General features: G+C 47.2%; 16 protein-coding genes and 1 pseudogene. 8 read left to right on the forward strand and 9 right to left on the reverse strand.

Annotated elements, in window-relative coordinates; genetic code table 11:
- Positions 1 to 163: 163 nt before the first annotated feature.
- Positions 164 to 421, reverse strand: a complete 258-nt coding sequence (gene tusA, locus FTT89_RS06775; protein ID WP_005181880.1) for a sulfurtransferase TusA — start codon at positions 419 to 421, stop codon at positions 164 to 166.
- Between the two features lie 198 nt (positions 422 to 619).
- Here tusA and FTT89_RS06780 point away from each other — a divergent pair, with 198 nt between their 5' ends.
- Together FTT89_RS06780 and lnt are read left to right on the forward strand one after the other, a co-directional pair.
- Complete coding sequence (locus FTT89_RS06780; protein WP_005181878.1) at positions 620 to 1459, forward strand: HlyC/CorC family transporter; 840 nt, start codon at positions 620 to 622, stop codon at positions 1457 to 1459.
- The gene (lnt, locus tag FTT89_RS06785; protein ID WP_180006876.1) at positions 1456 to 3015 is read left to right on the forward strand and encodes an apolipoprotein N-acyltransferase; all 1560 of its coding nucleotides are present in this window, start codon (positions 1456 to 1458) and stop codon (positions 3013 to 3015) included. Before FTT89_RS06780 ends, lnt begins: the two co-directional genes overlap by 4 nt.
- Positions 3016 to 3165: 150 nt before the next feature.
- On the opposite strand, the gene FTT89_RS06790 is transcribed toward lnt, so the two are convergent.
- The 3 genes from FTT89_RS06790 to gspF form a co-directional block, all read right to left on the reverse strand.
- Positions 3166 to 3501, reverse strand: coding sequence for a hypothetical protein (locus tag FTT89_RS06790; RefSeq protein WP_168395521.1), 336 nt, complete (start codon positions 3499 to 3501; stop codon positions 3166 to 3168).
- 279 nt (positions 3502 to 3780) lie between these two features.
- Positions 3781 to 4218: a type II secretion system major pseudopilin GspG gene (gspG, locus tag FTT89_RS06795; protein WP_005181871.1), complete on the reverse strand. Its 438-nt coding sequence runs from the start codon at positions 4216 to 4218 to the stop codon at positions 3781 to 3783.
- Positions 4219 to 4269: 51 nt separating this feature from the next.
- Positions 4270 to 5475, reverse strand: a complete 1206-nt coding sequence (gspF, locus tag FTT89_RS06800; RefSeq protein WP_168416979.1) for a type II secretion system inner membrane protein GspF — start codon at positions 5473 to 5475, stop codon at positions 4270 to 4272.
- Between the two features lie 151 nt (positions 5476 to 5626).
- On the opposite strand from gspF, the gene FTT89_RS06805 reads away from it, so the two are divergent.
- From FTT89_RS06805 to FTT89_RS06830, 6 genes are all read left to right on the forward strand, one after another.
- On the forward strand, positions 5627 to 7849 hold the full coding sequence (locus FTT89_RS06805) for a primosomal protein N' (protein ID WP_005181868.1): 2223 nt from the start codon (positions 5627 to 5629) through the stop codon (positions 7847 to 7849).
- A gap of 50 nt (positions 7850 to 7899) precedes the next feature.
- On the forward strand, positions 7900 to 9741 hold the full coding sequence (locus FTT89_RS06810) for a monovalent cation:proton antiporter-2 (CPA2) family protein (protein ID WP_180006875.1): 1842 nt from the start codon (positions 7900 to 7902) through the stop codon (positions 9739 to 9741).
- Positions 9742 to 9791: 50 nt separating this feature from the next.
- On the forward strand, positions 9792 to 10667 hold the full coding sequence (locus FTT89_RS06815) for an Hsp33 family molecular chaperone HslO (protein ID WP_005181862.1): 876 nt from the start codon (positions 9792 to 9794) through the stop codon (positions 10665 to 10667).
- 410 nt (positions 10668 to 11077) lie between these two features.
- A complete protein-coding gene (locus FTT89_RS06820) occupies positions 11078 to 11539 on the forward strand; it encodes a DUF2147 domain-containing protein (protein WP_005181860.1) in 462 nt (153 codons plus the stop codon).
- 403 nt (positions 11540 to 11942) lie between these two features.
- Positions 11943 to 12281 (forward strand): chaperone modulator CbpM, encoded by a 339-nt coding sequence (locus tag FTT89_RS06825; RefSeq protein ID WP_005181858.1) that lies wholly within the window; start codon positions 11943 to 11945, stop codon positions 12279 to 12281.
- A 76-nt stretch (positions 12282 to 12357) separates the two neighbouring features.
- Positions 12358 to 12627, forward strand: coding sequence for a YdcH family protein (locus tag FTT89_RS06830; RefSeq protein ID WP_034598128.1), 270 nt, complete (start codon positions 12358 to 12360; stop codon positions 12625 to 12627).
- An 86-nt stretch (positions 12628 to 12713) separates the two neighbouring features.
- Here FTT89_RS06830 and FTT89_RS06835 read toward each other — a convergent pair whose 3' ends face one another.
- From FTT89_RS06835 to recD, 5 genes and pseudogenes are all read right to left on the reverse strand, one after another.
- Positions 12714 to 13940, reverse strand: a complete 1227-nt coding sequence (locus FTT89_RS06835) for a magnesium transporter CorA family protein (RefSeq protein ID WP_168369775.1) — start codon at positions 13938 to 13940, stop codon at positions 12714 to 12716.
- A gap of 97 nt (positions 13941 to 14037) precedes the next feature.
- Entirely contained in the window at positions 14038 to 16125 is a 2088-nt protein-coding gene (gene pnp / locus FTT89_RS06840) for a polyribonucleotide nucleotidyltransferase (RefSeq protein ID WP_171065134.1), read from the reverse strand.
- Positions 16126 to 16372: 247 nt separating this feature from the next.
- On the reverse strand, positions 16373 to 16642 hold the full coding sequence (gene rpsO / locus FTT89_RS06845) for a 30S ribosomal protein S15 (protein ID WP_004637724.1): 270 nt from the start codon (positions 16640 to 16642) through the stop codon (positions 16373 to 16375).
- Positions 16643 to 16859: 217 nt separating this feature from the next.
- Positions 16860 to 17868 (reverse strand): annotated as a pseudogene (locus tag FTT89_RS06850) (RNA-guided endonuclease InsQ/TnpB family protein).
- Positions 17869 to 18593: 725 nt separating this feature from the next.
- Positions 18594 to 20384 carry an exodeoxyribonuclease V subunit alpha gene (gene recD, locus FTT89_RS06855; RefSeq protein WP_180057036.1) on the reverse strand — a complete coding sequence of 597 codons (1791 nt, stop codon included), beginning with the start codon at positions 20382 to 20384 and terminating at the stop codon, positions 18594 to 18596.

Genomic DNA, 20384 nt, shown 5'->3' on the forward strand with positions numbered 1-20384 from the left:
GCTTGGCATCATTGTTCTGTAATAAATAGCTAAAAAAAAGTGTGGCTATTTTATACAAAATAACCACATAAAACATCGCTTCAACCCGGCCGCTTGTTTATCAATATGTAACTATCCGATAAAAAGCATAGCCTTTAAAACCGCGGCATTGTCGGAGGATGACCTAGCCTTTTTTGACCAGATAATGAAATTCTTTATTACCGGCAGCATCCAGCACTTCTTCCTGTAACAGCAGCTCATGGCCCAAATGCATACAGAATTTTGGAATATCCCACGAAGTAGAATTGTCGGTGGCAAAAATCTCCACCACATCGCCCGATTTAGATTTACGAATAGCTTGATGCAACATCATCACTGGTTCAGGGCAACGCAGACCGCGCGTATTTAGCTGAATGGCAGGGGTAATGGATGAATCAGACATAATAAAACTCGGCGAGATACAATTTTTCTATTCTAACACAAAGCCAGCAAAACCACTGATGCCGCAAGCTGGCTTTATCCGCCTGATAAATCATCAAATTCATTGTTTCAGCGAAAGTCGATAAACAATAGACAACTGTATTTTCTGCGGTATGATTAAATCAAGTTTTTTAGATACAACGAGTCTTTAGGAAGGATCATGCACGAGGAATCAGGCCCATCGTGGGGTATGCGTGGCTTACGTAAATGGTTAGGTACTGCACCGGAAACCCGCGATGAATTGCTAAAATTAGTACAAGATTCACGTCGTTTTTTAGAACCCGATACTGTGGCAATGCTGGAAGGTGTGCTGGATTTGCCGGCCACCAAAATCCGTGAGGTTATGACCCCGCGCACTTCCATGATCAGCTTGCAGGAAGATGATGAGCTGCTGGATATTCTGCATGTACTGGTCGAGTCGGCCCATTCACGCTTTCCGGTCTTCTCTTCAGACCAGCCTGACAATGTAGTGGGCATTCTGCTGGCCAAAGACTTGTTACCCTTTCTGACCGAACCAACGCCGAAGGTTGATATCCGGGCACTGATGCGTCAGCCACTGTTTGTGCCAGAAAGTGCGCGTTCCGATCAGGTCCTGCGTATGCTGAAAAATACCCAGACCCATATTGCCATTGTAATTGATGAATATGGCAGCACTTCAGGACTGGTAACCCTAGAAGATATTCTGGAAGAAATTGTTGGTGAAATTGAAGATGAGCATGATCAGGCCGATGCCGAAGCACAATACATTGTGCCCGATCATGATCCGCAGACCGCCAACACCTGGCTGGTACAGGCACTTACACCAATTGAACACTTTAACAATGTTTTAGATGCTGATTTTTCTGACGATGAAGTAGAAACTGTCGGCGGTTTACTGCTTCAGGAAATTGGATTGGTGAGTGATCTGCAAGGTCAAATTATTGAAATTGGGGATTGGCAGTTTAAGATTCTTGAAGCAGATGCACGCACTATTCATCTGATTCGAGCTGTACGTCAATGAGGACTTATTTCACCAAGCTGTTAGATTCATCCCAACAACACAAACAGCTCCCGCTAGTTTATCCCCTGCTGATTGCCTTAATCGCAGGTGCCATTTTCAGTTTTGCCCTGGCACCGTATTATTACTGGTGGATTGCCCTGCTGTCTCCGGCCTTGCTTTATGCAGTTTTACGTCAGCGCTCTGCCAAACAGGCCTTTTTTATTGGCTGGGCCTACGGTATTGGCCTGTGGTTTGTCGGTGCCTTCTGGCTATATACCTCCATTCATGTCTATGGAGATACCCCGGCCATTTTAAGCGTGCTGATGATTGCGATTATGGCCTTGGCCATGGGGCTGTTTACCGCCATTCAAACCTGGCTGTATCGCCGCTTCTTCCCGGAAACGCCGCTAACTTTTGCGCCGCTGTGGGTGTTCTTTGAATGGGCCAAAACCTGGGTATTTACCGGTTTCCCGTGGCTATTTGTCGGCTATGCCTTTACCGAGCGTTTTCTGGACAGCTATGCGCCTTTATTCGGGGTGTTCGGAGTGTCGTTTGTGGCCATTATTCTGGCCTGTGCGCTGGTGGAAATTCTGAATAAACGCATCTTCTGGCTGGTGCCGTCATTGCTGCTCCTGGCCGGTGCTTGGGGTGCTTCCCAGCTCAGTTTTGTCAGCGAGAAAGATGAACCGCCGCTGTCCGTGTCCTTGATTCAGGGCAATATTCCACAAGACCTGAAATGGCTGACCGAATATCAACTGAAAACCCTGTTAATCTACAGCGAACTGACCCGCACCGAATGGGGCCGCGACCTGATTGTCTGGCCAGAATCTTCCATTCCAATGTTCCAGACCGATATCGAACCGTTTTTAGCCGCCATGAAAACCGAGGCGGAAAAATCGGGAAGTGCCTGGGTCACCGGTATTCCGTATTGGGACCTGCCTGAATCGCAGCAAAATGGCCAGCCGATGTACTACAACAGTATTATGGCCACCGGTACAGATTCAGAAGGCTTATACAAGAAACAGCGCCTGGTGCCATTTGGTGAATATATTCCTTTATCCGGCCTGTTAAGCTGGGTCTTGCCGGCCTTGCAGAATGATCCATCCATGAGTGGTTTTTCGCGCGGTGTCAAAGAGCAAAAACCGCTGATGATTCATAACTCACCGTTGGGTGCAGCCATCTGTTATGAAGTGGCCTATCCGAATCTGACCCGTCGTAATGCCAGCCAGAGTGATTTTCTGGTGACTGTATCCAATGATGCCTGGTTTACCGGTACAGCCGGCCCGTGGCAGCATTTACAGATGGTGCAGATGCGTGCCAAAGAAAATGGCCGCTGGTTTATTCGGGCCACCAATACCGGCGTGACCGCTTTTATTGACCATCAAGGCCATATTGTGCAGCAGGCCCCGATTGATCAGAAAGCAGTGCTACGCGGTGAGTTACCGGCAATGCAGGGCCAGACCTTGTATACCCGCCTTAGTGATTGGCCGGTGCTGATCTTCTCCTTCCTGTTGCTGATTTTGGGCTGGATCTATCGTCCACGTAAGGTCGATGTCAGCTTTAAGTCGAGAAGATAATTCGCCTATGAAGTCCCCCTTTATCAAAGGGGGGGTAAGGGGATTAACTTTATAAATCCCTCCCTTGCGAAGCAGTGCTTCTCACCCTTTGTAAAAGGGAGGCGTAATAAAAAAACCGAGGTTCATGCCTCGGTTTTTTATTGTCTACATTTAAAGCTGGGTCACCAGATAGGACAGCATCGCCGCCAGAGAGAGCATCGGCAGATAGCGATAAACTTTTACCACTGCCTGCTCAAAGTAAGAAGCCTGTTCTGGTTCTAGTTTTAAAACAGTGGCTTGTAGCGCCGACCAGAAACTTAAGAGCAAGCACGAGCTCATCAGGCTCAGCGCGAAGAAACCAACCATAATCTGGCTGCTGCCTTCGGTGCTTTGCCAGAGATGCAAAAACCCCTGACTCAAGGGAAGCAGGCTTAAAATCAGCAGAACAGACTTCAGCATCGTCCAGTGAAACTGGTTAATTTCATCCGACAAGATTAATGCTTTCATACCATCCTCCAGACAAATATGTGCCTTTTGACTTATTATGAACGGTTTTAATGAAATAAATAGATGATATTGCTCCACATTCCCAGGATTATTGTAATCAGTACTGTTGGAAATAATTCTTATTATGAATCTCAAATCTGGAAGATTATCTTAAATTCATATTTATCAGAATATTAGAATATTTTTTATAATTAAGAGCTATTATCACTTCACCTTTAATTGAATAGTCCAATCAGGTGAAGTGATATATTCCATCACGGCATTTATAATCAAGCCGGCTTAAGGCTGATAATAAATATCGGCATCGGTGCCTTCACCGCCCTGCTGACCATCTGCACCAAAAGAATACAGGTCAAAAGCGCGACCTTCAGAGCCTGGAATCACATATTGAATGTCATTGTCCCAGCTGTCTTTTGGATAACCGCCTTTGACATAACCACCCGGCAACCAGTTTTTAGCTGACGCGGGCTGATTGACCAGCGCATCTAAACCACCATCCTGCATGGACGGATAACGGCCATTGTCCAGCTTGTATTGATCCAGCGCACCAGCCACACCTTTTAAGGTAATTGCGGTGGTATCGACTTTGGCTTTTTCACCACGGCCCATCACGTTCGGGACAATCAGCGCCGCCAGCACGCCTAAAATGACAATCACCACCATTACTTCAATGAGGGTAAAACCGGCCTGTTTATTCGAATAGGATTTCCGTTGCATCAGGTTCTCTCTTGAATCTTTCATCATTTGTTATCTTCAATGGGTCTCGATTTAAATCATATTATTCATATTGACAATAGGCAGCATCACCGCAATCACAATCACCAGCACAATACTGGCCATCAGCACCAGCATTAAGGGCTCCAGTAGTGCCAGTAAGGTCGAAATGAGTGTGGTCACTTCGCGGTCCTGCATGGTCGATGCGCGTTCCAGCATCCGGTCGAGCTCACCCGATGCTTCACCACTTTTAATCATTTGTACCATCATCGGCGGGAAATAACCACTGCGCTCCAGCTGGGTGCCCAAGTTCCCCCCTTCGGTGACTTTCTCGGCCGCCAGATTGACCGAATCACGGATCACCCAGTTACTGCTGACCGCAGCGCCAATTTTTAAGGCATCAACCAAAGGCACACCGGACTGGGTCAGAATCGACAGGGTGCTGGCAAAACGTGCTGCGTTTATACCACGTGACAGTTTACCGAATAGTGGCAGTTTGAGGGTTAAACGATCAAATGCATAATGGCCGGCCGAGGTTTTTAAAAAGCGGACCAACAGGAAGATGCCCAGAATCGTCCCGACCAGCAAAAAGGGCCAGGCCAGACGGATAAAATCACTGGCTTGCATTAACACCACGGTAATCCACGGCAAGGCGCCTTTGTCCTGATCAAAGGTTTTGACAATATCCGGCACCACATAGGTCATCAGCCCCATCACAATGGCAAAAGACATCAGCATTAAAATAATCGGATAAATCATCGCGCCCTGCACTTTTTTCTGCATGGCAAAGCGGTTTTCGGTGTAGTCCGACAGCTGGTCCAAAATTAAATCCAGATGTCCAGAACGTTCCCCGGCGGCAATGGTGGCAATATATAAATCCGGAAAATGCCCCGACTGCTGCAAGGCATTGGCCAGTGAATATCCTTCTAAAACCTTGGAGCGTACCGACAGCAATAAATTCTGCACATGGACTTTTTCACTTTGCTTGGCCACGGCGCGCAAGGCTTCTTCCAGCGGAATGGCTGCGGCCACCAGTACCGACAGCTGCCGGGTCATTAAGGCCAGATCATAAGCGGTCATTTTTTTCTGGAACCAGCGCTGGGCCTGATGCTTCTGTTTTTGTTCTACCGGATCAACGCTAATCGGGATAAGGGCCTTGTCACGCAATTGCTGACGAATCTGCCGTGCAGAATCCCCTTCTAAAACCCCTTTTTGCTGCTTTCCTGATGCATCAAGGGCTGTAAACTGATATGCAGGCATTGTAATGCTCTAATTTTCCAAAAAATTATTCAACGCAGTTGCGTCTCACCACCAAAATCATTCATATTCTGAGATATAAATTATTTGCTCACTCTATCATAACTCCAGATCGAGCACGACGACATTTTCATCAGGAAGCAGACCCGCTGTTATGCCAAATTCGCCCGTCCATCCCGCCCCCATCTACCGTGTTCGTGTAGCTGTTCCGGTCTATCTGTATGACGGGTTTGACTATATGCTCAGTGCGGCTGAATATCAGCAGGCTGCCGTTGGCGCGCGGGTGCTGGTGTCCTTTGGCCGGCAGAATCTGGTGGGCATCATTATTGAAAAACTCCCGCCCGATCATCCGCTTGACCCCAAGATTAAACTGAAAGCCATTAGCGAGCTGCTCGACCAGCAGCCGATTCTAGATCAGAAAGTTTTAACTTTGTTGACATGGTCGGCGCAGTATTATCAGTTTCCGATTGGCGAAGTGATGCATAGCGCCCTGCCCAGCCTGTTACGTCAGGGACGCCCGTATAATTTACTGGCACGAATGTGGAAACTACTGGATGATCAGGCCGAAGCCAAACTGAAGCGCTCCGAGAAGCAGCAGGAGGCCTATAAAGTCCTGAAGCTGCATCCGAGCGGGACTTCAGAAAATATCCTGAATCTGGCCGGTATTGAAACTGCAACCTTAAAAGCGCTGGAAAAAAAGCAGATTTGCTATTGCGATCTGGAGCAGCAGGATTTTAGCCCGGTGCCAATGACGCTGGCGCAAATGCCGTTAACCCCGAACAGTGACCAGAAACGGGCCATTGAAACCGTACTGAAAGCGCAGCATCGTTATCAGGCCTTTTTACTCGATGGTCTGACCGGTAGTGGTAAAACCGAAGTCTATCTGCAGATCATGCAGGAAGTGCTAAAACAGGGTAAACAGGTATTGGTGCTGGTGCCGGAAATTGGCCTGACTCCTCAAACCATTAGCCGCTTCCAGTCACGTTTTCACTGTCATATTGCGCTGCTGCATTCCGGTTTAAATGACAGCAAACGTCTGCAGGCCTGGCAGGCCGCCCAGACTGGCAAGGCTTCGATTATTCTTGGTACACGCTCGGCAATTTATACCCCGCTGCCCAATCTGGGGCTGATTATTCTGGATGAAGAACACGACCTGTCATTTAAACAGCAGGAAGGCTTTCGTTACCATGCCCGCGATGTGGCCTTATACCGTGCTCATTTAGAACACTGCCCGGTGATTCTCGGTTCGGCCACGCCCAGCATTGACAGCTATGCCTTAACGGAACAGGGTAAAATGATCCGTCTGGAACTGAACCAGCGTGCCGGCCCGGCACTGATGCCGAAAATTCACATCATTGATTTAAAAGTTGCGCAAAAGCAGCAAGGTCTAAGCCTGCTGCTGATTCAGGAAATCAAAAAACGCCTGCAGAAAAAAGAACAGGTGCTGATTTTCTTAAACCGCCGTGGTTATGCACCGGTGCTGGTCTGTGACAGCTGCGGCTGGCAGGCACAATGCCCACACTGTGATGCCAACTTTACCCTGCATCATAGTCCATATACCCATCTGCATTGTCATCATTGTGGCACCATTCAACGCAAGCCGGAGCAATGCCCGCAGTGCCAGCATAATGAACTGAAAACCCTGGGCATGGGCACAGCCAAGGTTGAAGAAAACCTGCAACAGCTGTTCCCAGATTACGATGTGGTGCGGGTGGACCGCGATTCCACCAGCCGCGTCGGCAGCTGGCAAAAAATTTATGACCGCATTCAAACCAGCCAGCCGCTGATTCTGCTCGGCACCCAAATGCTGGCCAAAGGGCACCATTTTCCTTATGTGACTCTAGTGGCGATTTTGGATATTGATGCCGGCCTGTTAAGTGTTGATATCCGGGCGCCAGAGCGGACTGCGCAGCTGATTGTGCAGGTGGCCGGTCGTGCCGGCCGCGGTGAACATAAAGGCGATGTCTATTTACAGACCCTGCGTCCTGATCATCCGCTGCTGAGCACCCTGGTCGAGCAGGATTATCGTGCCTTTGCCCGGCAAACCTTAAAAGAACGTCAGGCCGCCCTGCTGCCCCCGTTTCGCTATACCGCCCTGATTCGCTGCGAATCCAAAAGTCAGGAGCAGAACCAGCAGTTTTTACAGCAACATGCCCAGTGGCTGCGAGAAAATTCTGAACAGTTAATTGATATCTGGGGACCGATTCCGGCGCCAATGGAACGCAAGGCCGGCCGCTATCAGGCGCATCTGGTGCTGTTGTCGCAAGATCGCGCCCGTTTACATTTTTATCTACGTGCATGGTGGCAAAATATGTTGCATCACAAGCCATCAAATATGAAACTTAGCTTAGATATAGACCCTCAGGAATTCAGTTAACCACTGACTTTGGCTGCAGCCTGAGGGCACCATAACTCCTAGGATTGTCGATGTCGTTACTGCTGCAAATCACCCTGTTTCTGGGTGCCTCTTTATTACTGGTTCCGCTGCTCAAGCGTTTTGGGATTGCCACCGTACTCGGCTATCTGTTTACCGGTATTTTATTGGGCCCGAGTGTGTTCAATATCGCCAGCGACCCGGAAGCCATTCAGGAACTGGCTGAATTTGGCGTCATTTTACTGATGTTCATTATTGGTCTGGAACTCAGACCCCAGCGGCTCTGGCAAATGCGTCAGTCGATTTTTGTCATGGGCAGCGCGCAGGTGGCCGTCACTGGCCTGTTACTGGCGATTCTGGTGTTTTTCAGTTTGCAGCAGCAGATTGCCGCCAGCCTGATTATTGGTTTTGCCCTGGCCCTGTCCTCAACCGCCTTTGTGCTGCAACTCTTGAATGAAAAACAGCAACTGAACAGCAGTTATGGCCAGCAGTCTTTTTCAATTCTGCTATTTCAGGATATCGCCGCCATTCCATTAATTGCAATTATTCCCTTGCTGGCCGGTACTGAATCGACTCATCATGGGCTGGCCTATTTCGCCGCGATTTTAGCCACCTTTAGCGGGCTGTTTTTATTTAGCCGTTATCTCATGCGCCCGTTTTTCCGTTTTGTTGCCAAAACCGGCGCGCATGAGCTGATTACCGCGGTCGGCCTGTTTATTGTGCTGGCCGTGGTCTGCCTGATGGATGTCTTGGGGATTAGCACCACGCTTGGCGCCTTCCTGACCGGGGTGCTACTGGCCGATTCCGAATTCCGACATGAACTGGAAGCCAGTATTGCACCGTTTAAAGGACTATTGCTCGGCCTGTTTTTCATGACCGTGGGGATGACCACTCAGATGTCCCTGCTGATCGACAGTCCACTGTTCATTCTCGGCGGCGCCTTAATACTGCTGTTGGTGAAATTTATTTCCCTGACCGCAATTGCCCGGTATTTTAAATATTCCTGGCAAAACAGTTTGCTACTGGCCACCTGTCTGGCGCAAGGCGGTGAATTTGCCTTTGTGGTGTTACAGGTTGCCTTAACAGAAAAAGTGGTGGCACAGGCCATTTTAGAGCCGATTACCCTGATGGTGACCCTGTCGATGGTGCTAACCCCGGTGCTGTACTGGTTCATGACCAGCCAGGTGATTCCGCGTCTGAATCAGGACAAGACGCCGGAATATGACCAGATTCCCGATGCGCATCCAGCGCTGATTATTGCCGGTTTTGGCCGGGTTGGGCAGATTATTGCACGGGTGGCCTATTTGCAGCACCTACCCTATACCGCCATTGACAGCAACCTGGATAAAGTTGATTTTGTGCGCAATTATGGCGGTAAAGTCTATTATGGCGATGCCACCCAGCCCGATATTTTACGTGCTGCGGGGATTGAACATGCCAAGACCTTTATTCTGGCCATTGATGATATTGAAGACTCGATGAATGTGGCCCGGCATATCCGCCTGAATTATCCGCAGCTCAAACTGCTGGTGCGTGCCCGTGACCGCCATCATGTGCATTTATTGCGGGATTTAGGCGTTGAACACATCTGGCGTGAAACCTATTTATCTTCTTTAGGCATGGCCTATTGCGCGCTACGCGACCAGGGTATTGCTGAAGAAGATGCTTACAAGAGTATCGAATTGTTTCGCAGTTATGATGAAAAATTACTGGCCCAGCAGCAGAATATTTATACCGATGAGCAAAAAATCTATGAAACTCATCGCAATGCACTGGCCGAGCTGGAGCACCTGTTCGAGAATGATGCTCAGGTCCGGGAAAGCCCGACCGGTGTAGATTTAAAGCGTTCACTACAAAACCATCATATTGATGTAACACGTAATGAATCAAACTGACTTGTGATTTACAATATCATCACCATTAATGCAGGGTTATGGAGAATTTTATGTCTGATTTACGCCAACGCTTTTTTATTGAAGATAGCCCTGTCCGCGGTGAGATTGTTCATCTTGAAGAAGCCCTGCAAACCATTTTGGCCCAACGTGACTATGCGCCTGCCATCCAGGTCCTTTTGGGAGAAATGCTCAGTGCCACCGCTTTGCTGGCCAGTACCTTAAAAATTAAAGGTCGGATTAGCCTGCAAATTCAGGCCAGCGGCACCTTTAAATGGGCAATGGCCGAATGTAATCATCTGGGTGAAATTCGTGCTTTGGCAGATTATGAACCAGATCCACATTTCCAGCAGGCTGAAGACAGCAGCACGGTACTCAAAACCCTGGTCAATCCGGTGCTGTTTATTAATATTGAACCGGAATTTGGTGAGCGTTATCAGGGTATTGTGCCTTTAGACAAGCCAAATCTGGCCGGCTGCCTGATGCAATACTATGATTTATCTGCACAAATTCCCACCCGTATTGTACTGGCCAGCAACGACCAGCGTTCTGGCGGCTTGCTGATTCAGCTGTTACCGCGAAATAGCGAAGAAGAACAGCAACGTGTAGATGAAGATTTATGGCCACGTCTGACCATGCTGACCGAAACCCTGAAAACCAGCGAACTGACCGATCTGGAAGTTCAGGAAGTATTGTACCGTCTGTACAACGAAGAAGAAGTACGGCTGCCAGAAGTTGAACATCTTAAATTTGGCTGTACCTGTTCCAAAGAACGCTGTGCTACGGCACTGACCCAGATTGGGGCCAATGCAGTACGCGAAACCTTGGAACATCAAAACCCGATTGTGATGGATTGCCAGTTCTGTAATGCACGTTATCAGTTTACTGCAGAAGAAGCACTTGGCCTGTTTGGTGAACACCTAAGCTAGGCCGCAAGATTCAAGATTACCAAGAGATCAAACCGGAGAACGGTTTGGTCTCTTTTTTTATGTTCAGTTTCATACGTTTATTCAAGCTTTTTGCGCTGTAGATATAGCTTCAAATAGCGCACGCTTTTTACTGAACTCAGCATCAATCTCGCTCAAGCTGTTACTCATCTTTTTTAAGCGACTGGGTTACACAAACCGTACCGCTTTATTCATCTAGCGCAAGCACACATTCTTTGTATAACCTGACTGATGAATTCAAGCGTGTGCAATAGTTGCAACTATTTAGTGGTTTCTCATCTTATTGTGATCTCTTTCACTTATTATTTCATTGATTTAACAGTATTTTCTTCTATAAAATTAGGCACTTTACTCTAATTTTAATAACGCGCATGGCGTTGGGGATAATAATCATGAAAAAGGGGTTTACAGGGATTGTTGCTGGATTGCTTTTGGCAACAGTTTCAGGCGTATCTTTCGCAGAGAATGATCCATTGGTGGGGAAATGGAAAACAATTGATGACCGTACCAGTTATTCCCGTGCCGATGTCGAAATCCGTAAAAAGCCAGATGGCACCTATGAAGGTATTATTGTTGAAACCCGCAACATTCCGGGCGCAGAAAAAATGAATATTTGCCACCAATGTCCGGGTCAACTTAAAAACAAACCGTTTATCGGCTTGCCATTTATCTGGGGCTTTAAGCAGGATCCAAAAAACCCGTTACAGTTTGTGCAAGGCAGTGTACTCGACCCGATTGGCGGCAAAGTCTATAAAGGCAAGGCACGCCTAAGTGCCAACGGTAAACGCCTGACCTTACGCGGCTATGTCGGTGTTTCCGTGATTGGTCGTAGCGTGACCTGGATTAAATACTGATTCTTCAACAGGTTTACAAGAGGCTTCTACGGAAGCCTTCATTTTATCTTAATGATATGGACATAATTTGAAACAATATAGTTGCTCTACCCTCTGTCCGTCCCTCTCGAAAGCCTGAATAATGAATAAAATTTAAACAGTTTATTTAAACTGGAGATTAGCCAAAAGTAGGCCTGCTGAGCGTCCTTGGTGCCAGCAAAATGGCGAAAAAGCAAGCAAGGCTACGTTTCAAGCACAAAGGAATACCAAACAAAACAGCCAAATGCTGAAATATGGTTTTAAATAAAATTAATCCTTCAGATAAAACAACAAGAGCGCAGCGCATAGACCCGAAATTACGTTAGAACAACCCATGCATCTGCTCTTCCTTGTTTTAACAAGTTCAAGCTAAAAGGAGTAAGCCATGACCACGATCCAATATCGCGAAAACTCCCAGTCTGGTCGCCCACAAGCTGAAATTATAGATGAGCGCGTATCTTTTGATTTAGAGCATTTTGCTGAAGCTTGTGGTCAAAGCCCGGAATGGGTATTACAGCTTTTAGAATATGACATTCTCCCTTCACGTCCGGAAGAACGGATTCACCAGTTTTTTGGGGAAGATGTCTCTCGTGCCCGCCAGGCCTATCGCCTGCAACGTGATTTTAATGCCAGCTTTTCTGCCGTCGCCATGATGCTCGACCTGATTGATGAGCTGCAAAATTTGCGCAAAGAAGTCAAACATCTGCATTTAAGACAAAGCTAGGCACCACGCCATTTACTCTCTACAGGGAAATCTGCGTATTTCCCTCTCTTTATTTTTGGGAAAATAGACGGTCGCAATGAAAACAAAAGAATGCAACAAAAAGGTCAAACTCATGTTCCCGGAGTTTCGGGAATTAATGCAACAACTGCGCGAAGACAACCCACATTTTGCGCGCCTGTTTGAAGATCATGAACATCTGGACCGGAAAATCAGCCAGCTCGAGCTTGATCCGGTTCATCAGATTAATGATGATATCGAGGCGCTGAAACGCAAAAAATTAAAACTGAAAGATCAGATTTATCAGCTTTTGCAGCAGGCCCAGCAAAATCCTTCATCTTCACCTTAACCGGTTTTTATTGCAGTGCGATGAAATCTGCACGCTGCCCGAAAGAAAGCAGATGCTTTCTTTCGGGCAGGCAAATGAAGGCTGCATTATTTTGGTTTAAGCTGAGAATCTCGAAGAGCGTTCTGACCTTCCGGCAGTAATGGCTTGCCAGGCACATAATCCAGAAACCAGAACAGGTCCATCCGGGTCCGATCCGGCCGCTGCGAAAGCATGTCCAGTACGCTTTTTTCACCGCGTCCCACCATATGTCGCCGATAAAAATAATACAGCAGCAACAAAGTGGTAATAAGCATGGTGCCAAGCATCACCCAGAAGGCATAGGGTGAATCCAGCCCCGGAATCATCACGAAATTCATGCCATAAATTCCGGTTAACAGGGTTAAGGGTGCAAACACCGCGGTAATAATCGCCAGAATCCGCATATTTTCATTGGTCTGGTTGGCAATAGCAGAAAAATGCAGGTCAATCGCCGCCTGAATGGCACTTCTTAAACGCAAGGTATGTTTCTGGATGCGGGCCACATGGCTGCTTAAGTCATCTACCCGCACCAGCATGATTTCCTGTTTTTCACTGCGTTTCTTACCTTTTAAATGCAGATAGTTTTCGACAATTTCATCGCGCAGTTCCTGCAAGGTATCAATCTGTTCTTCACACAGATTTTCCACATGCTGAAATGCCATATTTTCCTGTAGCAACTGATGCCACTGGTTAAAACGGCGATGGCCCTGCAACAGCTCACGCTGCCAAAACTCGACCCGGCGGGTTAAAGGATGACGCAGGTTTAAATAGTCATCGACCATACTGTTCAGTAAACGTAAGGCCAAATCTAGAGGCGAGGTCGCCAGTTTTTTTGGTTTATTCTGCTCTTCAGCCGGCCGGCTTAAAATGGTATCTAAACGGGCAATATAATTTTCAATGGCTTTATTGCCCTGCTCACTCACCGTAATAAGCACCTGCGGGGTCAGAATAAAACTGACCGGTGTGGTGCTTAAGCCAAACACATGCTCATGCGCTTCGTCATTAAAGTTATGAATCTGGTCATCCGGAGTAATCAGTTTGCGGAAAATCAGCAGGTCATAATCTTCCAGACTGTCGAAATTACAGGGATGTTCCAGATTTAAAATATCTCGCAGATGATATTCATTCAGCCACAGCTGGGTGTGCTGCAGTACCTGTTGCTGCCACTGTTCCGGATGCTGGCGTACATCTTCCCGGGTATAGTCCAGCCAGATAAATTCTGCCTCGGCGGCCGGCCCCCGATGCAGAAATAACTGTTGTGTGGTGTCATGGAGGGAAAAATAATACTGTTGCATCCGCGTGCATCCACATTCCTGTCATTTTATTTTGCGATCATGCCATAAAAAAGCCCGCTTCATAAAGCGGGCTTTTTCAATTCATCAGGGCCTGAAATTAAGCCTGATCAATGTCTTTCATGGTTAACTTGATACGGCCACGGTTGTCGACATCTGCAACCTGGACTTTCACTTCCTGGCCTTCTTTCAGTACGTCAGTCACGTTGGCTACACGCTCATTTGAAATTTGAGAAATGTGCAGCAGACCATCTGTACCCGGCATGATGTTTACGAAGGCACCGAATTCAACAATACGAATTACTTTACCGGCGTAGATTTTGCCTGGTTCAACTTCAGCAGTTAAAGCCTGAATTTTGGCAATAGCCGCTTGTGCAGCTGCTTTGGTTTCACCAAATACGCGAACGGTACCGTTGTCTTCAATATCAATTGCCGCTTTGGTTTCTTCAGTGATTTGACGAATGGTTGCACCGCCTTTACCAATCACGTCACGGATTTTGTCCGGGTTGATGGTAATGACCTGGAAGGTAGGCGCATGCATTGAAATTTCTGGACGTGCACGTGAAATCACTTTGTTCATTTCGTTCAGGATGTGCATACGACCGGTATAAGCCTGGTTCAATGCCACTTCCATGATCTCTTCAGTGATCCCTTCGATTTTGATGTCCATTTGCAGCGCAGTAATACCGTTGGCAGAACCGGCAACTTTAAAGTCCATGTCGCCCAGGTGGTCTTCGTCACCCAGGATGTCAGAAAGCACTGCGAAACGCTCGCCTTCTTTGACCAGACCCATCGCAATACCCGCAACTGGTGCTTTTAGTGGAACACCGGCATCCATCAGTGACAGAGATGCACCACATACAGACGCCATAGAAGATGAACCGTTCGATTCAGTAATGTCCGATACAATACGGATTACGTACGGGAAGCGGTCAGCAGCTGGAAGAACCGCTTGTACACCACGACGTGCCAGACGACCGTGACCGATTTCACGACGTTTAGGACCAGACTCACGACCCGTTTCACCAACCGAGTAAGCCGGGAAGTTGTAGTGCAACATGAAGTTGTCAGTTTTGGTTCCAGCCAGGGTATCAACCATTAATGCATCACGGGTGTTACCAAGAGTCGTTGTTACCAACGCCTGTGTTTCACCACGGGTGAACAGCGCAGAACCGTGAGCACGATCAAGAACGCCCACCTGTACATCTAACGCACGTACAGTTTTGGTGTCACGACCATCAATACGCGGCTTACCAGACAGGATGTTGTCACGTACAGTGCGGTATTTCAGATCTTCAAACAGTTCATTCAGGTCATCTGCGATGCCATCTACATCTTCTTCAGGTACGAACTGCGCAACCGCCTCTGCTTGCAATGCATCCAAAGCAGCATAACGGTCTTGTTTGATTGCAATGGTATAGGCTTCAGAGATTTTCGCTTCAAACGCTTCTTTTAATTTCGCGCGAAGGTCTTCATTTTTCTCTGGTGCAGTCCAGGTTGACTCAGTTGCGCCAGCTGCTGCTGCAAATTCATTAATCGCCTGAATCGCAATTTGCATTTCGTCATGACCGAATAACACTGCGCCCAGCATCTGGTCTTCAGACAGTTCTTTCGCTTCAGATTCAACCATCAGTACTGCAGCTTCTGTACCTGCAACCACGAGGTCAAGGTCAGACTGTGCCAGCTGTTCGTGGTTCGGGTTCAGGATGTATTCACCGTTGATTAAACCCACACGTGCTGCACCAATTGGGCCACGGAACGGTGTACCCGCAATTGCCAGTGCTGCTGAAGTACCTAACATGGCAGCAATATCCGCTTCCATGGTTTTGTCAGAAGAGACAACTGTTGCTGTTACCTGGATTTCGTTGTAATAACCTTCCGGGAACAATGGACGAATTGGACGATCAATAAGACGTGAAATTAAAGTTTCTGCCTCAGACGCACGGCCTTCACGTTTGCCATAACCACCCGGAATACGGCCAGCAGCGTATTGCTTTTCTTGATAGTTTACGGTTAGTGGGAAAAAGTCCTGACCGGCTTTTGCTGTTGGCTGTGCAACTACCGCCACCAGTACCGATACACCACCCATGGTGATTAAAACCGAGTTGGCCTGACGTGCAACACGACCGGTTTCCAGTACCACGTTGTACTGACCATATTGGAATTCTTTACGAATAATATTAAACATTGACATGTATTTTTGTTTCCTGATTTTATTCTAGTGGAGACCCCTAAGGTTTGGCATTCACGACTCAGGTTCAAGTAAATGACAAAGCTTAGAAGCCGACCTCACTAGAAATATAGGTTTTTTAAACACAAAGAAGGAGCGAAACAATCGCCCCTTCTTAATTACCCGGTCAACGCCGGGTACACTTTAGTTTTCAGACATACAGCGCAACGCATGCAATAACCCGAAAATAAAAGTCTAAATCGAATTAACGACGTAAACCTAAAGCACCGATCAACGCAACATAACGACCGTGATCTTTACCGTTTAAGTAGTCTAATAATTTACGACGTTGGTTAACCATACGGATCAGACCGCGACGGCTATGGTGGTCGTGTTTGTGCTCTTTGAAGTGACCTTGTAAGTCATTGATTTGAGCAGTTAAAAGAGCTACTTGAACTTCTGGTGAACCAGTGTCGTTTTCAGCACGAGCAAATTTAGCGATGATCTCTGCGCGATCTGCGTTTGTTAAAGCCATTCGATTTCTCCGAGATGCTTATAAAATACCTTGATAAAAATCAAACCGATGTCAAGCATCTGTCTGACTGCCGTGCATCACTACAGCAAGTGCATTATTTTAAGACAAAACCGCTTAAATTGCAAAACACAACGCGAAAAAGCCATGAATTATCCGATGCGATGTCACATGAATGATGCAGCGTCTACCCGGAGGATTGATTCTATTCTTGACATCCTCACCCACCTGAAAGGAGGGTGATTCCTACTGCTAGACGCTTATGCCCAAGCGCAAGTATGTTCTTGGCGGAGTTTAAATCGCGTTGATTTACACTTCCGCATTCACATTCCCATACTCTTATTCGCAAATCTATCTTTCGGACTGCTTGCGGTGACTGCACCGCAGCTCGAACAGGTTTGGGTTGTGAATCTCTCGTTGACTTCCTCAAACATGACCCCTGCGTTCTCGCATTTATACTTGAGCATGGTTTTGAGTGCTAAAAATCCTGTATCTAAAACAGATTTCGCCATTTTAGTTTTTACAAGTTTGTTCGCACTTAGATCACCAACGACAATCAGTGCATTGTCTTTCACCAGCTGGGTGCTAGCCTTGTGCAAATGGTCTTTACGACAGTTTGCAATCTTGGCGTGTAATGCACGGACACGCTTTTTATTTCTCGCTCTCTGAGCAATCCCTAATTTCTGTTCATATTGATGGTAGAACTTGGGATTGGAAATGATCGTACCATCTGAACAAGTAGCAATATCTTTTAAGCCTAGATCAATGCCCACGGCTTTTGTGGCGGTAGGTTTGTTTTGTTTGGGTGAATCAACCACTAAGCAGACATACCAACGTCCACGACTATCCTCTACAAATGAGCCTGTTTTAATGCTGTATTTCGATAGTCCGTAACTATCCCATAGCTTGAATTGATGCTTGCCATACTGAACGTATCCATCGGCATATTTAATAGCGACCTTTTTAAAGGGTATCCAACCTAGTGATCTTCTTGCTGATTTCTTATTACTGACACGCCATCTCAATTTTAATTTTTTGAACTGTTTTCTGCGAGTGACCAATTCTTCTGTTACAGCCTGAATAGTTTGGCTATGAAGATTACATTCCTTTGATGCGCCTTTCGTATATTTAGCAATATCGTATGCTGAAAAGAATTGTTGTTTGCGCTGTAGGTGTTTGAAACACAAATCATTGACATAGTTCCAGACAAAATTAACTTCAGATGCCAATTAGTCTAGCACCTTTGTGTGACTGTTTTTTATGCGTAATTTAAGTGTTTTCATGGGCTTATATTAGCTCATATTAGGCTTAATATATTGTTTTTTAGCAATTAAACGACATTTCATGTCGTGTCGCTTATATCTCTGACCTGAAAGACAGAGGTTTACGCTCCATTTGATAAAACACCGAGTAGAAGCCCAAGATGATCAAACGCAAATAAGCCAAGATGGAATAAAAATAGCCCGGGAATAAATTCCCGGGCTATTTTTTGCGCTGTAGTTTCTTCTTTTTTCGTTGTTCTAATTTTATTTATTGTGATGTATAGCGAGGCTTTGGCCTTCTTCTAATCAACATTCCCTGTTTTAATTGGCTTTCCTTATGTGATAGATTTTGCCACAAGCCCTTGGGGAAAGAAGCAGATAATTACCTCTCTCCTTGTACGTTTTCGCTTACGTCGATGAATGACGCTTCATTTTTTTGATTTTGAACTGCCAATAAAAAAGCCCTGTAGTCTCTCCCAAAACTACAAGGCTTAGCGGCTGTAAGTTTCCTCTTTTTTTTCACCTACTTCAATGTAAGCTCGCTGTCTCTCGACTTTCTTATTCTGGTTTTGCGATTTTCCTCAACTTTCCGTGTTGAGCTTTTGTGTGAAGTCATCTTCTCAAAAACTCAGGCAAAGCTCTATGCGCAAATTTCTCGAATCGTTGTAAGCATTTTCTTACAACGGCCGGGTTTATTTATGCCAACTTGATAATGACAAATGTTCATTTACTTTTTCTAACACACCACTGTTACGGCTGGTTTTCACGGTTAAGGCCTGTACCAGCGCCTGCCGGTCAGCCAGTAAACTCACCACCGATTTGGCCCGGGTAATGGCGGTATAGATCAGTTCCTTGCTCAGCAGATTCTGCGCGGCCTGATCCAGCACCACCGCCACATGCTGAAACTCCGAACCTTGAGATTTATGAATGGTCAGAGCAAATGCGGTTTCAATATTTTTTGGCAAGCGTGTGGCTGGCACCCATTTATCCAGACTCGGGAAATACACTTCAAACTGCCGGTTGCCCTCACGCAGACGTTGCAGACACAGGCCAATATCACCGTTGGACAGGCCGAGCTGATAGTCGTTATAGGTCATCATTACCGGCCGGCCGACATACCAGTCGCCCTGCTTGGCCACGTCCAGAACCAGTTGCTGCAACAAACGCTGCTCAATCTGCATGTTCAGCTGTTGCAAGCCCAAGCCACCATGCCGAATTGCAGTCAGAATCCGATACTGGTCAAAGGCTTTCACCACCTGCGCCACCATCGCGTCCGGATCATCGGCCTGTAAATACTGTTTTAGGCTGTGCACATAGCCCTGATAGCCCAGCATCAGTTTGTCATAATAGCCCTGCCCGGCTATGGGATCCGGGGCTTCATCGGGTAAATATTCCAGTTGCAGTACATCGGCCATGTCCTGCGTTAAAGTTACGGCCTGTAATTCGCCCGGCTGCACCAGCTGTGCGGCAAACTGCTGCAAGATTTGCGCGGCCGGCTGTTCAGCCGTTTGCTGCTGAATAAAGCGGGCCATTTCACCAATTAAGGCACCGGCTTTAAAACGGCGACTGGTGACCAGATGCACATGATTATCTGCCAGTGCCGGCACCTGCTGTAAATCGGCCAGTACCGAACCAACATCGACCGACGCCAGCTGCTGCGCATCTCCCAGTAAAATCACCCGGGTCTGTTCAGCAATGGCATTGAACAGCATACTGGCCAGATTCAGGTCCAGCATGGAGGCTTCATCAATCACAATCAGGTCATAAGGTAAAGGCTGCCGAGCATGAAAACGTGGCTGCTGCCGGTTGCCAAGGCCCAAAAGCCGGTGGATGGTAATCGGGGTCAGGCGTTTGAGATCGTCACTGACCAGATTGGCAATTTTCGGATCATCAAAGGAATTCTGCAGTGCTTCTTTCATACGCTGCGCGGCTTTTCCGGTCGGGGCCGCCATGGCAATCCGGATTTCCGGCAAGGCCTGGTTTAGCACGGCAATAATCCGCGCCAAAGTATAGGTTTTACCGGTACCCGGGCCGCCCGTAATCAGGTTAAAAGCGGTAGTCGCGGTCATTTTGAGCGCCTGCTGCTGGTGCTGGTCTTCCAATAAATGCAGATAGTCCGACACATCTACCGCCGTAACAGCTTGCTGTTTTAAGCGTGCCACCTGCTGTGCCAGCGCCGACTCCAGCGCCCAATAACGGTACAGGTATAAATGCTGCTGGTCATAAATAAACGGCGCCACCGAACCCGGTTCAGAACCGGAACCGACCAGATTGGCCAACGCTGCCACCTGTTCGGCAGAAGCGGCTATACAGCTGTCACCATTGAGAGTAGCCTCCAGCAACTGCGCGATGATTTTAGCGGAATCTTCTCGCTTTTCCGCCTGAAAAAAAGGCGCCTGTAAAAGATAGTTACTCCAAAGCGCAAACCATGCCGGGGTTTGGGTTTCAGGCGTTGCTGCTAAAACTGTCCGCTGGTTGTCCAC

Origin of the sequence: Acinetobacter sp. YH01025, assembly GCF_013420185.1 — a bacterium.
GTDB lineage: Bacteria > Pseudomonadota > Gammaproteobacteria > Pseudomonadales > Moraxellaceae > Acinetobacter > Acinetobacter indicus.